The 16,549-nt window shown below is 36.3% G+C and carries 12 protein-coding genes and 1 CRISPR repeat array (1 of these 13 cut by a window edge); all 12 genes read right to left on the minus strand.

All coding sequences use genetic code 11. From position 1 onward, the window contains the following. Positions 1–1,371: direct repeats of the CRISPR family, unit length 28 nt; unit sequence TTTCTAAGCTGCCTACTCGGCAGTGAAC (it extends 1,479 nt beyond the left edge of the window). Positions 1,372–1,502: 131 nt separating this feature from the next. Beyond that, a complete protein-coding gene (gene cas6f / locus PYV58_RS16130) occupies positions 1,503–2,117 on the minus strand; it encodes a type I-F CRISPR-associated endoribonuclease Cas6/Csy4 (protein ID WP_034617979.1) in 615 nt (204 codons plus the stop codon). Beyond that, positions 2,117–3,136, minus strand: a complete 1,020-nt coding sequence (gene csy3 / locus PYV58_RS16135; protein WP_034617985.1) for a type I-F CRISPR-associated protein Csy3 — start codon at positions 3,134–3,136, stop codon at positions 2,117–2,119. The genes cas6f and csy3 overlap by 1 nt, the downstream gene beginning before the upstream one ends. Positions 3,137–3,153: 17 nt before the next feature. Next, positions 3,154–4,143: a type I-F CRISPR-associated protein Csy2 gene (csy2, locus tag PYV58_RS16140; protein WP_034617987.1), complete on the minus strand. Its 990-nt coding sequence runs from the start codon at positions 4,141–4,143 to the stop codon at positions 3,154–3,156. Positions 4,144–4,145: 2 nt separating this feature from the next. After that, positions 4,146–5,420, minus strand: a complete 1,275-nt coding sequence (locus PYV58_RS16145) for a type I-F CRISPR-associated protein Csy1 (protein ID WP_034617989.1) — start codon at positions 5,418–5,420, stop codon at positions 4,146–4,148. A 9-nt stretch (positions 5,421–5,429) separates the two neighbouring features. Next, a complete protein-coding gene (gene cas3f, locus PYV58_RS16150; protein ID WP_034617991.1) occupies positions 5,430–8,777 on the minus strand; it encodes a type I-F CRISPR-associated helicase Cas3f in 3,348 nt (1,115 codons plus the stop codon). Further along, on the minus strand, positions 8,774–9,739 hold the full coding sequence (cas1f, locus tag PYV58_RS16155; RefSeq protein WP_034617993.1) for a type I-F CRISPR-associated endonuclease Cas1f: 966 nt from the start codon (positions 9,737–9,739) through the stop codon (positions 8,774–8,776). Before cas1f ends, cas3f begins: the two co-directional genes overlap by 4 nt. 636 nt (positions 9,740–10,375) lie before the next feature. Then, the gene (locus tag PYV58_RS16160) at positions 10,376–10,642 is read right to left on the minus strand and encodes a hypothetical protein (RefSeq protein ID WP_004819816.1); all 267 of its coding nucleotides are present in this window, start codon (positions 10,640–10,642) and stop codon (positions 10,376–10,378) included. Further along, on the minus strand, positions 10,643–11,188 hold the full coding sequence (locus PYV58_RS16165; RefSeq protein ID WP_227504288.1) for a recombinase family protein: 546 nt from the start codon (positions 11,186–11,188) through the stop codon (positions 10,643–10,645). Positions 11,189–11,700: 512 nt separating this feature from the next. Then, positions 11,701–12,720, minus strand: coding sequence for a spore coat U domain-containing protein (locus tag PYV58_RS16170; RefSeq protein ID WP_034617995.1), 1,020 nt, complete (start codon positions 12,718–12,720; stop codon positions 11,701–11,703). After that, positions 12,717–15,215 (minus strand): fimbria/pilus outer membrane usher protein, encoded by a 2,499-nt coding sequence (locus PYV58_RS16175; protein WP_275059579.1) that lies wholly within the window; start codon positions 15,213–15,215, stop codon positions 12,717–12,719. Before PYV58_RS16175 ends, PYV58_RS16170 begins: the two co-directional genes overlap by 4 nt. Continuing rightward, positions 15,216–16,019, minus strand: a complete 804-nt coding sequence (locus tag PYV58_RS16180; protein WP_275059833.1) for a fimbria/pilus periplasmic chaperone — start codon at positions 16,017–16,019, stop codon at positions 15,216–15,218. A gap of 19 nt (positions 16,020–16,038) precedes the next feature. Beyond that, entirely contained in the window at positions 16,039–16,545 is a 507-nt protein-coding gene (locus tag PYV58_RS16185) for a spore coat U domain-containing protein (RefSeq protein ID WP_275059580.1), read from the minus strand. Between the last annotated feature and the right edge of the window lie 4 nt (positions 16,546–16,549).

Genomic DNA, 16,549 nt, shown 5'->3' on the forward strand with positions numbered 1-16,549 from the left:
TTGCAGATTCAGTAAATTCAAACTTTCTAAGCTGCCTACTCGGCAGTGAACATTTATCTGCTTCAAGAATTCCCTCTACATACTTTCTAAGCTGCCTACTCGGCAGTGAACGCCCATCGGGATATACAAGTGGTTCATTCAACTTTCTAAGCTGCCTACTCGGCAGTGAACTCTGTGATCGTAATGTTGCAATGGATATTCAATTTCTAAGCTGCCTACTCGGCAGTGAACTGGGGGGAGCAACAATGAGTAATCTTCAAGTCTTTCTAAGCTGCCTACTCGGCAGTGAACCGTGAAATTCAAGCAGATTGGATTATCCAAATTTTCTAAGCTGCCTACTCGGCAGTGAACGCTTGAATTGGCACTAACTCAGATCAAGTCATTTTCTAAGCTGCCTACTCGGCAGTGAACAAGCCGGTGAATCATCGTTGTCAATGAGCTTTTTTCTAAGCTGCCTACTCGGCAGTGAACAAGATTTACCTTACCCGCCTCAATTAACTCAATTTCTAAGCTGCCTACTCGGCAGTGAACAATGTTCCAGAATCTTCACAGTATCTTTGTATTTTCTAAGCTGCCTACTCGGCAGTGAACTTTTCGATGCTGAAGGCAATTTTATCGAGGAGTTTCTAAGCTGCCTACTCGGCAGTGAACATAAACGTTATGACTCGACTGTTTACTGGGGCTTTCTAAGCTGCCTACTCGGCAGTGAACTGAACTGACTCTGTGGTTCTTCGTACCAGTCATTTCTAAGCTGCCTACTCGGCAGTGAACTTAATAAGCATTGGTAGTGCATTAGGGATTCTTTTCTAAGCTGCCTACTCGGCAGTGAACAGTCTTTCATGATGCATTAGGTAATAAGTATTTTTCTAAGCTGCCTACTCGGCAGTGAACGTAATTACAGTCAGTCTTATAGATTTGCCCAATTTCTAAGCTGCCTACTCGGCAGTGAACCCCAGCGCTCAGAAGATGCGGCTTTTTACGATTTTCTAAGCTGCCTACTCGGCAGTGAACACAGCTTTTTTAACAATATTTTTAGGATTAGCTTTCTAAGCTGCCTACTCGGCAGTGAACAATTGATTGATGTAAGTAGCTTGTTCTTAGTATTTCTAAGCTGCCTACTCGGCAGTGAACTCAAGCTCGCTGCGCTGTCATCTTCGGTACGTTTTCTAAGCTGCCTACTCGGCAGTGAACATGCACCGGTTAAGTCTGTCAACGAAAAAACTTTTCTAAGCTGCCTACTCGGCAGTGAACACAACCATCCCTTAAGTGGGTTCATCCGTGGTTTTCTAAGCTGCCTACTCGGCAGTGAACTTGAAGATGAATCAGAAATTGATTCTCATGATTTTCTAAGCTGCCTACTCGGCAGTGAACTATAATTTAAAAACAAAAAATAAAGTTATAACAGTGAGTTAAGACTAAAAACCTATAAAAGACCAAAGTTTTAACCCACAATCATAACTTATTGATTTTATTAAACTGTTAAAGAGTGAAAAAATATTGGGTTAAAATTCGGGTACTGTAGACACAGAACTTAACCCATACGTACTAAAAACCTGAGTTTCAGATTTTTCAGTGATTTGCTTTTCTATAAATAGCTTAAAATGCTTTTTATTTTGTTCATCCGATGTGCTTAAACTTAGCATCTGTACATAAGGTAAATCAGTTGTTGTCACTACTTGAAGATAACGGCTCAATGCTTCGTCAAAGCCGATATCCCCTCTTTTCTCTCGATGGCGAGCCAAACGCTCAGCGTTGGTTTTAACTTGTTTACGTTTATAAACTGCGTAACCCGTTACTTTTTCAGGAACAGGCCGCACACCTGTGATATGCACATAATCAGGAAACCGATCTAACCATTTTCTTATATTCAACGTTTCCAGTGCTGCTTCTGATTGGGCAAATATGCGTATTTTTTTACCAATACCAATACGAGATTTCTTGCCTTCTATCTTCTCGTAAACATATTGAGGAAAAGATACACCAAAACGGATCTTTTGCTGCTCATCCGTCTGTTCAGCAAAAGCGATATGCAGCTGGGTATAGATTTTTGACCAAAGAAAATATGGCGAAATCTCAGCCTGATCAATCAGTGTGATTTCTTGATAAAATTTGGACATTAATCATTCCCACCAAATACACCGCCACGAATTAAATTAGCAACGATAAAATGTTGATCATCTTCAAGAATTTCTTTGTCTTCTAACCAATTAATAAGTAACGTATAAAAATCAGTTTGGTTTATTCGATACGCTCTACCACGATTCGGTACGGAACCGTATGGTTCGATCGCAATTGCTGGTTTCAAATCATTTGTTTCATCAACATACCAATTATCAATAGTTCGAATTGCATTACCAATTTTCTCAGAGTGGATACCTGCACAAAATCCCTCTTTTGTTTTAATTTCATATAAATATTTAGATTTCTGACCTTTAGGGGGATCCATAACCATTTCTTGTGAAGGAAATACGTGCTGTCCTTCACCTACTTTTGCAAAGGCGGTAACTTCCAATAATAAATAGTGATCTTCTTTAAAGCTGTTTGATACTAAATTTGCAATCTCCATTAATTGAGAATCTTGAATTGAATCAAAAGTATTCAATCCAAATTGATAAGCATCTTCAAAATTCCAAATTTTTCCAGTTTCACTATTTTTAATTTGGATAGAAATCTTTTCTGCGCCTAAACGATTACGCCATAAGAAACGTGCATTAACTAAATTGTAAATATAACGCTGAGCCAAAGTTAAGAAACCAATTTTTTCACTATATTCTTGAAATTTTTCATTAAGCTTATTTTCAAACTCTGGTCTATTGTGTGTTGTCGGTTCAGCAATGTTACCTAAAAATTTTACTGTAAAAAAAACTTTCAACGTGTCTGCATCAAATGGTAACCGAGCATCATCTCCCCAAACTAAGTTTGGATCTGTTTTTTCTGCATCAGGCACACCGTATTGGCTTTTTGTACCACGGTTACGCTTTTGATGTAGATCAATATTTTTCCATGTTGAAACTTGATCTCGATTGCTCCATAAACCTGCTTGCATTAAAGCATCCGAGGGTTCAATTTTACGGTTAAATGCTAAAACACTTGGAACTTTTGCACTTTCAGTTGCTGATTTAGGTTTTTTAGCCATTTTATATACGTCCTTTTTTAGATTAGATTAAAATCAAATTCATCATTTTGTTGTGATAAAGGTTTTGGTTGTTCAATTTCTTCCTGTTTTTCTATATTCGTTAAATTCTGTTGGCATAAATACCATTCATCTTCAATATGATATTTCCATATCAAAGTATCTAATTGATCTATTCGGTGTGAGCTTCGCCATTCCCCAATACCATGAACGGATTCAACAAATCGAAATGGATAATTCGGATCTCGGTTATTTTCAATTTCATGCCCATCATATAAAGGGCTAATTCCTTTAAAACCAATCATTAAAGGAATAAACCACCCCCGCAGATTAGGTTTTTCTTGACGTATCCATTCTGTTTTTCCATCTTCTTGAAGATGAGCTGATGCTTTATAAGCGAAAAAGTCTGTCCACAAATCAAATAACTTACAATTTGGATCTATATTTCTCTTATTTTCGACGTGTTGTTGAAGCTCCTGTCGAGCATCCAATAAAACAAAACTTGGCAATAACTTGCGTTTCAAAGCATTTAACTTAGAAGCTGTGCTCCAAAAGCTAATATTTTCGATCTGCTGAATAGATCCTCCTGCCAACCTTGCTTGATAGATCCATTTGATGAGCAATTGTCGATATTCTTCTTTTTCTGCGTCAACACTTGATAAAGTTTCTTGGCATTCTAAAAGTAAGGATACCGTTAGATCCATTTTACCTTCTTCAATAATTGGTGGTATCTTATTCGCTTCTGCTCGATACTTTTGCCCTTGTAAGGTTACTGGGGGACGTTTACTTTGAATAAAACGAACATCATATTGTTCATTTGTTCTTAAAATATATTCATGACTAAAAATCGCACAACCACTTAGTTCAACCCCAAATTCAGCATTAAATTTACGAGACAAAGCATGTGTAAAACCTAGAAAATTAGTGATAGCAGGAAAACCATATGTGATACCTGCAATACAATTAGCATCTTCAACCTTGATTTTTTCTAATAAAATATATGAAGTCATAATTATTCTTCCGCCTGCAAAATTTTATAAAAATCATTGAATATTGGTTGCAAATAACTAAACCAAATCGCTTTTAATTGGCGCGATTCATATTTATCTCCAACATTTTGACTAATCCATTTTGCAACTTGTTCTGTAAATTCATCTACATAGTTTTTATTTTCATTTTTTGAAATATCACCAATTTGTGTTGGATCTAAAAAAGCACGTAAATAATCCTCTACATCAAATTGTTTAGACCATCCTTCTATATAGCTTTGCTCAATAAATAAAATTTGGTGGATCACCTCATCAGCAATTGATACCACTTTTTCTCCTAAAATATTTTTGCGATTTAAATTAATCGTTAAATTTTCTTTTTTTAGCACAAACAATAAATCTTTAATTTCTTTAAAAACCTCAATACTATCTGTATTTTTACAACGTGCTAAAAATTGCTTTACATTTTTAGGTGGTAATACATTTGTTTTCCACTGTGGAGGAAGTGCTTGAAAAAAATATAGCCCGCCACGACGTGTACTATTCAATTTTGAAGCATTCTGATGATTACTTTTTGTCACACTCAAAAAAGCAGGTTTGGAAAATCTGATATACACCCCTTCATGTATTATATTTTGTTTTCGCGCCAAATTAATTGGATTATTTTTCGATCGACTCTGCGAAATAATTTCAAAAACTTTATGTGCTAAAGCACTCGATTTCACTGGTGAAATCACATGATATTGCGCTTGAGAAATTGGTATATATACCTGTTTAGCCAATACATGACTGCTTAATTTTTTTGCGCTATAGGCTTCTGCTATCTTTGTTTGCCAACTTTTTCTTATATTGACTTGATCTGATATTTTACTAAAATAAAGTTCATTTTCAGCTAGAAATTGACCTAAATCTTTTTCAGTGTTCTCCACACGAAAACCAAGAAATTCTGCTACAGGTGCATAACTTGCATCTGTATAAGCACTATCCAATGCAGTTATATTTGCAGCTTGTGTAGTCAATAGGTATAGATATTTTTCCTGTTGAATACTATCCACCAAATTAATTGCTTTATTACTAGAATGTGTCAACTTTGCAACATGGCTTACATTTAAACTTACTTTACTAGCATTATCAGCAATATAATTCATCCATGAAACAATTTCATGATCACTATAAATCTTAGAAAGATGCTCTGTTGTAAAATCATCTTTCAGCTTTTTCCTTTCGTCTTCAATTTTTTTATCAATACGTTGCCGTAAAAAACTTTCAATACTTGCATGTACAATTTCTACATTCATTCTAATTTCCTATAACTTTTTATTTAAAAAAATGCCTAAAACTGGATGATAGTAATATTGCTCAGTTGATCCCTCTTTGAGATTTGGCAAAGATACTTCACCATAATTCAAAATCACATTTCTTTGCGAACTGTCCAAAACGTCCTGAATTTCTTGATAACGTTCACTCTCATCTGCATTAAACCAAACCTTGCAATTTTGATGTAGTTTTAAATTCTGATATTTTTTAATACAATCAACCACCGTAAATTCTTTAATTTGATCATCATAAGTATTCCATTGTAGTTTCCCCATTCCATTTGGAACCAAATAAAAACGATTTTCTAAAGTCGATTGTCGAAAAGGTTGCCTTCTTTGCAATTCTCCACTCCAAGAAAGCGGATTACGCCACCACAAGCGTGCATGATTTTTTTCCTCACGTGCTCCAAGTAAAGTCATCGCATAGGCTGTCTGTTCTAAAGTCACCAAATTTTTAAATTCAGGTAGATTTGTGATTTTCGGTGGCTGTATAAAACGAATACTAGGTATAGCATTAATGTATTGATATTGTTCCAAAGAAAGTAGATTTTTTATTTCTTTATCCTTTGTTAAAGATCGATTACTTTTCTTATTTCCTTCAAACCCTGGCTTGGTAAAAGCAACTTCACTGTTTTGTAAGGCACGAATATTTTGATTCAGGATAAATAGGTTAGCATGTTTAACATGTTGTTTACGATGACGTTGAATGCGCCCTGCTAACTGCACTAATGAACGCATTGAACTTGGTTCTGCAATCGCCCAATCATAATCATGATCTCGTCCGACTTCACAGACTGATGTTGCAAGAACAATAAAAATATGTTTTTTAATTGATGGTGCATTTTTTATTGCTTTTTGAATTTCAGGTTGTAACCAAATTTGTTTCTCATCTTTACGATTTAAAACTCGATCAAGTTTTTCTTCAATTGCTGAACGTTGTGCTAAAATAAATTGACTATGATAAACACAATAATGAAGCATAGTGTCATTATCTAAAGCCAAATTCATTAATCTTTGGGAGATGTTGACTAACGGATTAATATTTGCAAAACGTATAACGCCTACAGAAATTTCTATATCATTATCATTTACTTGATGATGGTGTAAATGCGCCTCCTGAACTCCTTTGATTAAAGTATTAGCTACTTTTTCTTGGATGCTTTGCCCCTCCTGAGTTTCCAAAATTTTAGCTTTTCTTAAAATGTACTTTTCATCAATTAAGTGCTTTATCCGAGTTCCTACAAAAACATTATGAGTTTTACAAAATTCAGGCACATCAGACGTTTCTAAAGTTTTTACTGAAAATTCATCAACCCAAGCACAAACAATCGGCTTTGAGTTTTTATGCCCGAACATAGCTTGTTGATATTTTTGCCTCCCTACCAAATACGATTCATAGAGTGCAAATGCCATTGCAGGTGGAATCGTTGCACTTGATAGCAATACTTTTGAACCCAGTAAACCCGCCCAATTCACTAGACGAGCTAAAGCAGGAAGATCATCAAGTCCAAATTCATCAGGTTCATCCAGAATCAAATCAGAACTTAATAATCTTAAAATTGGTGCAATTTGCCGTCCGCCTCTTAAACTTTCTGTCGCAGGTATAAGATAATCGATCGTACTCACCAGTATAGGTGCATGCAATAATTTTTGAATTTTAGGATCTTTCTCAAACCAATTTTTTAATAAGCTTTCAGGGTTAATATCCGGATATTCAATCTCAAAATGCTCTTCCGTATCTTCAAGGCTTTCACTACCACGCATCGCAAATTCAGTTTTTTCTAAATCTTCTAAAATTTGTTTTTGTTCTTGTAGCGATTTATTCCCTTGCATTGCTCGTTGTAAGCGTTGAATTGCACTTGAACCAATAATTGTTGCAATATCACTTTCATCGAGTTTCAAATTTTGTTTTAAAGCATCCCCAGTCTGTGTTGTCAGTGTACGTAACCCTAAAGCAATACTAAAACGTACACCTTTTTCAGAGTCAGATAACGCATACATCATTCGAGCATTTGCTATTGTCTTACCTTTGCCTGTTGAAGCCATATTAATGCCAAAAAATCCGCACTCATTACTACGAATATTTATTTTTTTGCATAGCTTTACAGCTTCATCTTGCCATTTACTTAATACAGGATCTGCATTTTCAAATCCTCGATCTAAAATTCGATTTATTCCTAACTCAGGCAATTCAGAAATAAACTGCGGAAGCTTACGACTATGAATATATGAATAAAAACCAACTGCTAAATTATGTTCATCCAATTTTTGTTTAAAATTTCGTTGTTTGTCTGTATTTGCATAGGCGGTATAGTGATTATCTTGCCATTCTAGTTTTGCACCTTGAGCAGAATACCAATGATCAGTCATCATCAAAATTAGGCGCGATAAATGCATGGTTAAAGGATCATTGAGCCAATCAAACTGTTTAATATTAACGATTTGGTTAGTCGCACGTTTTGACAATAATTGTGCTTTATTACACCATTCTCGGCTACGAACAGGTAAGCCAAAAGGGAAACTCCAGTTTTTTTCAATTTCTTGATTTGTCCAATCAAATTTTACAAAATTAGGAGAATTCCATTTAATATCACACGCATTTAACCAAGATTGAGACAAATTCTCATGGCTGAATGAGGGAGGATCATTTTCAAAAAATGGAAATATCGGTAAACGATGATGCGTTACAATTAACCATGCAATCAATTGTGCAAAAGATGAAAGACTATCAAGTGTTTCTGCCAATGTGGTTATTTTTTTTACTTCATCTAATTTACAAAGCCATTCTTTCTCAGACTCAAACGATAACTTAGATAATTTCTCTGTCCACTCTTCATCTGTTTTATTTTTTACAAATAATTCAAATAGCTTTAATGAAATCCATTCATGTCGATAGGGCTCATAGCCCTTTTCAGTTTTAATTTCTGGATCTAACTTTGCCTGAAATAAAGCATTAGCTTTACCAAAATCATGAAATAAACCTGCTATACCTGATGCAATAGCAACTAATTCTAAATTCTGCCATAGATGCGATGATTTCCATGGCTGTAAACTTTTCTGTGTACTATTCACAGGCACTATGCCTTCACTATTAAACTTATTTCTATTCCCAACAATCCACAATAGCTCACTTCGACGTCGCCCTCGAATCCAATGGCAAGACACCGCTGTATTTTTAGTCACTGTTTTTCTAAGCAGCTTTTTAACTGCAATTAAACCATCTTCGGTAATCACCGTTTGCCAAGTGTTATCACCAATTCGGTCGGCAAATGCATCCAATACACGACGCGTTCGAGACAGTGCTTTCTTTTCGCATTGGGAAATGAAGGTTACAATCATAATGCTTGATCCTTTTCATCATGATTTCTGCAAGCTTGTAATTTCACCTGATCAAACATCCAATCAAGACATTTATGCTCGGTAAATTTCTGTAATAACAAGGCTCTAAAGTCTTGTTCCTTAAAGCCTTCTTTGGCACAAATAAATGCCCATGGCAGTACCACTGCATCTTTGATTAAATCAGCAATATCAAAAACCAAAGCACCTCGCCGAGTTTTACCATGCATGACTGCAAATGAATGACTAATGCCTAAGACCCAAAGTGTGGTTGCAGCCAAACCATAGGCCAAATAATTACCATGATTGAGGAAGTCATTGGCTAAATCACCATATTCAGCATTTCGTTCAAATTTGAGTTTACAACGTGTTGCAGCGATTTTATAAAGCTGCTTGGTGGTCTGAGCTTCTGCAAGAAGTAAATCACCAACTTTGGTCATATTGGGAATCTTCTTTTCAAAACCACTTAAAGCCTGTTGAATATCCTGATCATCTAAATAGAATCCTTCTGCTTGTAAGTCCCGATCTCTTACCCAAACTTTACGAATATATTCAACCCGCGCAACCTGAAATTGTTTGGCCACATCTAAACGCTTTTTTTCATCAAACCAAAAGCTCATCCAGCCTTGCATATACTCAGTTGGACGATATTCACTTTGTGGCGTTAACCACTCCACTTCGCTGCCTGAAAATAAAGGTGTACCCCCACCGCCACAAAAACCGACCAAAACACCTGCACTACAGAGCATCCGCATTGCAGCCTGAGTGATCGACGTTCCAGTTCCCAACAAAATCACTGTCGTATTGGCAATGGGAATATTCCAATACTGATTTTCACTTTTTGCTTCGGTTAGATATAAAACACGGCCATCTTTTTGCATCACTCGTGCATGTTCTAAATAATAGAGATTGGCTCTTTTTGAATGAAGAATAGCTTTTAAGTCTGATGGGTTAAGTTGTTCCATATTATTAGTGGTCATAAAGTTTTTATAAAAACAATTTAATTGAAAGTCTCGATATTTCCAACCTATTTTTTATTTTAAACGACATTTTGTGTCGTTTTTTAATAAGCACCATTCTATTTACTCACACTTCTATTCCAACCATTTTAAACAAATTAAGCATCACTTTAATACTACCTAAATGGCTTAATACCAATATTTTTAAAATGATTTTTATCCCTTTTCAACAAAACACAGCATAAACAAAAAAAAAATTCATCATAATTTAAATTTAAGCACTTTTAATATTTTGATTTTTGAAATACCATTCAGGCATAAACCCCATCTCTTTTAAAGATAAACTCCAACCAGAACCACCTGAATTAAATTAAACCAATTTAAAATAAAAACCAAACAACCCTTTTATACAAAATAATAGCCAATTTATTCCATAAATCACACTATAGCTTAAGTTAAAAAAGCTTTATCTAAAATAAAATCGCTCTAAATTAAAACTTAAAAACCCAAAATATTTATTAGCAAGTATTTTAAATTTTATTATTTTACTTTTATAAAAATCAGAATAAATTTAAAAAGATTAACCATAACATCAAACTTAAAAGTACTTAACTTTTCATATCCAAAAGATTAATTAAAAAATTAATTTTTTAAATCTATAACATATGGACTAGAACCATATAGAAAAATGATTTTCTTTTCCTCATGTTCGATTTTGTGAATTTCATAATCAATCAATCCGTTTACAGAGCTAATTTCAATTTCATTGGCGTCATCAATAACTCTCGACTTATTATTGAGATAATATTTGAGTTGAACAACGAATATCTTATCCAGATTGCTCATTTGTTTTGCCACAACCAATCTACTTGTTTTAGCCTTGTTATTCATTTTAACGTTCATATTCATTTAATCCTCACGAATAACATTGTCTGATGATTTTGAAAGTAGTCTTTGAATGACTGTTCTTGTAACCGAATACTGCTTAGCTAAAGAATAGACACTCTGTCCATTTTTAAATTTTTCTAAAACCTCATCTTTCTGGGTTTTATTCAAAATTTCTGGCCGACCTACTTTGTTTATATTTTTATTACCAATCTTTCTGTTCGATTGAAGCTTCCCATCGAAATCAGAACAGATTTTTAGAAAATGAAAAAAAATCTTTTTTATATCTCCTTTAATCTCCTTCTTTGAAAATTCCAAACAAACTAAACGTATTCCTTTTTTAAAAATAAAATTGACACTCGAATATATCTCTTTGAAATCACTTCCCAAAGAATCTATTCCATCTATTAATAAAAGATCTCCGCTTTCCAGTGTATAGTTAATCAAATTTATAAGTTTATGCCTAAAATCTAGGGGTATGCCTATTTTCACCTGTTCAAATACAAGCCTATTTTTCGGTATTTCATAACCATATCCAAGAATATAGTCAGCATAATTAAATTCATCCATTGAGAATTCATCAATTCTGAAGTATGCATAAGTCCGCACAATAAGCCCTCTTCAAATAATAACAGTTATATTCAGTATTTTTTAGAAAAACAAATATGTATAAAACATATAAATGATTTAAAACATAGAGAAATAATCATCTACCCTTATAATAAATAATTATTAAAATCCACATTTTAATTAAAAATTAAAACACAAATTAAGACAATAAAAGAATGATCAAAACACAAAAAAAACAAATATTATGCCAATAGCTGTGTTTTAAATAGCACCTCTAAATTATTTTAATCTTGAGATATTTCACATAAAAAATGCATAATAAAAAATAAAATACACTTGTATATGTATAATAATGAATTTTAATAAATGGTTTAAATGAAGCAAACGGTTCGCATATTTTTATAAAAAAACATAATTAAAGAGAGTTTTTATTTAATATCAATAAAAAAATAAACAGTAAAATTCCCATTTAATAAAGCCATGATAAAAATGATTATCATGGCTTTATATCGTTAAAACTCAACATTTACCGTTATCGTGTCTGAATAATTACCAGCCGGCAGACTTGGTGAATTCGTGTCCAAAACTTTTGCAGTAAAGGAAAAACCCTGCTGGTTGGTATTATGTTGACCCGGGTTCGTTGTCGCCTCGAGACTTGACCAGCGCTCATTGACACTACTGCCCCAACGTTCCGTCGTTGCATTTTTATAAATCTCATAGCGCAGAAAATTATTGCTATTGCTCGCCTTCATTGCACGTTGATTTCCATTTTGTGGATAGAGACCATTATTTAAACCAACATAATAGGGTGTATATACTGAGCAACGTACGCCTAGAGAGGTTTGAACCGGTGTAAAAACATCTGCAAAAGGCGATGTTCCAAAATTAACAGCATTGGTAGAAATACGACAATCTGCTGAAACGTCAATATATAAGTTTAATATTGCATCACTCCCAGTGCCCCAATTGAAAGCAGTAATTAGACCACCACGGTTAAAACCCGGACTTTCAAAAAAGGTGCCCAGCCCTACAATTGCAAATGCAGGTACAGAATAATACCATTTGACTTTAAAGGATTGGTCCGCTGTGTATCTCCCAGGAGAGACATTTTGTCCTGCATTAATTTTGGCATAAAATGGTAATGCACCATTAGGTCCTGTAAAGAAATTAAGAAGTGAAAAACTACTCATATCAATTTCTTTACCAAGACTTATTGCTTTATTATTGGTATCCAGATAATCCACTGTAAGAACTTCACCAGTCCCAGCATTTTTATAGCTTACAGGCATTTGATCGACCCGATACTTCAGATAAGTATTATTTAAAGCAGCCAAACTAAACCCTTCACATCTTAAACCCGCACTAAACTGATTAGATTGCGTACCATTCTCCGCCAATGCCATAGACGAAATCGTACCCATCGTCACATTACCACTTGAGGTGATAACACACTGTGCTTGACTCTGAGCAGTAAGCAATATCAACCCAGAAAATAATAGACCTGCCGGTATTAAATTTTTTAAAGTAATCATGGTTGAGTCACCTCACGACAAACAACTGACTTAATCACAGCAATCTGTTGTTGCGCTTGTTTTAAATTCAACGAAAAGTTTGCTTCACATATGCGCTGATCTGATAGTTGCACCCGAATGCTATTTTCTGCACTCAGATCTTCAAGATAAGCAATACCATCCATCCCCACATAACTCGATTCTTGATCGGCACGATGTACCACAGCACCCACTGGAATCGCTTGCCCATTGCTTTGCACTAAATACACATTCGCCGCATAAGACTGTTTGATTGGGAAGCCAATCACCACACCTGAACCTCGTTTTGCCGCAATCCGATTTTCAACTTGGGTTGCATTAAAGTTGGAAGGTAAATCGATCGGGTTAATACTGTATTTAGCCGCGTAATATGGGGTCACCGATGGTACAAAAACATAGCCCTTGGCGTTACTCCGCCCCACCAAACTGTTTTCATAATGTACGGGGACATCTGCAACTTTGTTGGTATCAATCAAAGCAAAAGACTCGCCCAGTCGATTGGCAACAAAAACATTGCCTGACATCAACACCACTGAACCGGAAAGTCCAAACCAATAGTTGTAATCCTTGCTACCCGACATACCAACATCGGTATTAAAATATTGGTTACGGTAGCTCACGCGTGCTTGATTGTAGTCATCGCTGTTTTCATTAAAACGTCGATTTAAATCAACACCAACACCACCTGCCAACGGTGTGCTACGGTTAAAGTTGACATAACCATAATCGCCACTGGATTGTTGGCTATAACCTAGATTGGCTGTGGATCGGCTCTTGGAAAATGGAACCGATAACTGAAATGCAGCACTCCACTCTTTTTCCACAAAATCCCGATTGGCACTTAACGACACTGTCGCACCACGCATATAAGACGGAAGTATCGGTGCCCAAGACAGATTCATCAGTTTATTTTTAATGTCGCGGTTCTGGGTCTGGATATAGGCCACCCCAAAAGTACCTGACTTATCTGTGGCAAAATACGTATTGGCAACCAAACTCTTATGACTGTTGGCTGAGATCAAATTGCTATATTGCAAGCGTGAAAGGTCATAATAATCCTGATCGCGCTGAGTATGATTGAGACTAAATCCAAAACGCTGCTGGTTATAGCTATAGCCTAAAGTATATTGATTTCCCTTAAGATTTTGACTATTGATCCGGTTAAACTCTCGATCTGCCCGACTTTGAGTTGCCGAACCACTTAATACCCCAAACTGATTCAGCTTAAGCACTGAACCCAATCCAGCCAACTGAATTGAATCGGAGAGTTCAACTCGCCCTTCAGCCGTGAGCCAATCATTAATCCCATAACGTGCATCTGCTGAACTGGCAAATTTGCCATATGCAAAGTTCTTAATCCCATAGTCTTCTCGGATCTGTCCCATAGACACGGAGTAATCCAATAAGCCCGGTTTAAGCAAAGTATTCGAAATATAAAACGGCACTGAGGTTGCCACCTGACGGCCAACACTGTCTGTGGTGACAATCACTGCCTCGCCTTTACCATTAACAAACGGAACATTATTTAGAATAAAAGGACCAGATTGCACATCGGTTGAATTGGTTTTCTGCCCATTAATCAACAAATCTACGGTACTCGGTAAGGCCGCTTGTCCTTTAAACTGAGGTAAAGGATAGGTAATCAAATCTGGACGGGTGCCAAAATTACGTTGTAACTGCAATCCACCTAAACGCACTGAGCTTCCCCAAGCGTTTTTACTTCCTGTAATCACATCGCCTGCTAAAAATGAAATCACATTAACCGGATCATCATATTGCCAAGTGGTGTCATAGCGACGATAACCATCACTGTTCTGATTGGATGACTCAAAATCAGTTTTGCTATAAATTCCTGAGTTTCTTAGTACGCCATAAGGGGAGAAAAAGCGTTGTTCTGTAAAGAGTGTACTGCTATAGCCACCATTCTCTGGGCGGTAGGTATAAAAGTCATAGTTATTTAATAAACCAATACCCGACTGCGCTGTTTCAGGTTGATACCAAGAATCCAAGCCGCGTATCTGCACTGGCATCCAGCTCGCAGGAAGATCTAGACTAAAATACTGTTGCGCTGAATTGTACTCATACTTCAATTCGGGAATCTGATTGAGGCTGACCCAATCCAAAGCCTTGCCCGAAAAGCCTAAAGTAAATACATCCAGATCGGTCAAGTTTTTTTCTGACTGTTGCTGCAGTGCATCCGCAGGCAGCTTAATCTGTAACTCATCCAGTTTTGATTGCTGGATAAAATAATGATCCCCTTTGACAATGACCGGTATCACTTGTCGGGTCGAATATTGATTGATCACCAAGTCCAGATAAAGCTTAAATAAGCTATTCACTTCTGAAACATCTCGTGGTGGTGGGGGTAAACCATTTGCATACACGTTACTGCTGAGCAACGGGATATTCGCAACCAATATCAATGTCAAGCTTTTGCATAAAAAAGAAGGGGGATTTAACCCTGATAGATAACGCATTTATCCCCCCCCTCCTTCTTTCTTAATCTCAAGCAACTCCTGTTTCCCCCCTGAACTGTCAACCCCATACAAACTGGTTTGACCACTTAGGCTGTTGAGTAGCTTGTTGTCCAGATCAAACTTCATGGTGCTGTTTGCCAACACATAACCAAAGGCAGTTTTGCCAAAAGCCATTTGCTCCGAAGTCGGGGTTAATTTAATCCCAGCAAGCCGTGAAAATTTTGAACCGGTATTTTTAATATAAAGTTCAGGTTTGCCCTGTTCATTCTTCTTGACCCACCAACTTAATATCGGTTTTGCCAAAGGGTTTTTCGTATTGGTTTTTTGTGAAACTTCAGTTAAACCACTGCCAAGTCCTTTGCCATAGCTAAATAAGGGAATGGAATAACGCATCTGAAAGCTGACCGTCGATGTTTCTTTATCCGTTTCTGGATTCACCTTGATGGGTAATTCATCAACAATAATTCGATAGGCAAGTTCTTTGGCATCAGGTACAGCAGCCGAGCGGGTCAAACGCAACATATGCTTTTCACCTGCTTTAATCTTTGCCACGGGTGGACTTGGAATAACCTCGGTTTGTTCCACATAGGCATCTTGCTGATGATTCTGATCCCATTTAAATACCCGAATCTGTACCATGGCATCAGAGTTACCGGTATTTTGTAGCCATACTGCAGTGGCTTTTTCGTTTTCTTCAATTTTTGGATAGATTGGCCAGATTAAAAAAGTGGCCTGTGCGAATACCGGTGAAGTGACCATCAATATCGCGGCCGCAGAGAAAGTCCTGCCCGACCATATTTTCATTTTATTTAAGCTCATAGAATCACCATGTAATCGTAATTGCGACCGTATCTTTATAAAGGCCTGCTGATCGTGGTTGATTGTTATTATTCAAGTCTGCAACAGCATAAACTGCAAAACCCAGTACGGTGTCCAAAGCAGTTGTTGCCGTGAGTGGATAAGTGTCTCCACTTGTATATTCACGCTGAGAATTACTGTCTTGATAAAGCTGATAAGACACAAACTCATTCTGCTGGGCATGTTTCATCCGTCGAAAGTTATTTGAAAAGTGATCACCACCATTCAACATTACCTTTACCGGTAGCCGTGCAGTACATTGGATATTCCAACTTTGTGTCGTATTGATCACTGATCCACTCAACTTTCCCTGCGTCACAACAGGATGACGACCAAAATCAAGTTGTTGTTCAACACTGCTTAACCCACATCCATTAGCAATGGTTGCTTGGACTGTAAAAGTTGCATCTGTTGCAGCATATACCCACTGCACAGCCAACATCAGCAGAACACTTAAACCTATTTTTTTCATGATT

This window comes from Acinetobacter sp. TAC-1 (assembly GCF_029025845.1).
Taxonomy (GTDB): domain Bacteria; phylum Pseudomonadota; class Gammaproteobacteria; order Pseudomonadales; family Moraxellaceae; genus Acinetobacter; species Acinetobacter guillouiae.

Bases quoted from the DNA above. Each gene is read 5' to 3' on its own strand.
- cas1f (WP_034617993.1), bottom strand. From the start codon at position 9,739: ATGGAACAACTTAACCCATCAGACTTAAAAGCTATTCTTCATTCAAAA.
- PYV58_RS16160 (WP_004819816.1), bottom strand. From the start codon at position 10,642: ATGAATATGAACGTTAAAATGAATAACAAGGCTAAAACAAGTAGATTG.
- csy3 (WP_034617985.1), bottom strand. From the start codon at position 3,136: ATGGCTAAAAAACCTAAATCAGCAACTGAAAGTGCAAAAGTTCCAAGT.
- cas6f (WP_034617979.1), bottom strand. From the start codon at position 2,117: ATGTCCAAATTTTATCAAGAAATCACACTGATTGATCAGGCTGAGATT.
- csy2 (WP_034617987.1), bottom strand. From the start codon at position 4,143: ATGACTTCATATATTTTATTAGAAAAAATCAAGGTTGAAGATGCTAAT.
- PYV58_RS16180 (WP_275059833.1), bottom strand. From the start codon at position 16,019: ATGAAAATATGGTCGGGCAGGACTTTCTCTGCGGCCGCGATATTGATG.
- cas3f (WP_034617991.1), bottom strand. From the start codon at position 8,777: ATGATTGTAACCTTCATTTCCCAATGCGAAAAGAAAGCACTGTCTCGA.
- PYV58_RS16145 (WP_034617989.1), bottom strand. From the start codon at position 5,420: ATGAATGTAGAAATTGTACATGCAAGTATTGAAAGTTTTTTACGGCAA.
- PYV58_RS16185 (WP_275059580.1), bottom strand. From the start codon at position 16,545: ATGAAAAAAATAGGTTTAAGTGTTCTGCTGATGTTGGCTGTGCAGTGG.
- PYV58_RS16165 (WP_227504288.1), bottom strand. From the start codon at position 11,188: ATGGATGAATTTAATTATGCTGACTATATTCTTGGATATGGTTATGAA.
- PYV58_RS16170 (WP_034617995.1), bottom strand. From the start codon at position 12,720: ATGATTACTTTAAAAAATTTAATACCGGCAGGTCTATTATTTTCTGGG.
- PYV58_RS16175 (WP_275059579.1), bottom strand. From the start codon at position 15,215: ATGCGTTATCTATCAGGGTTAAATCCCCCTTCTTTTTTATGCAAAAGC.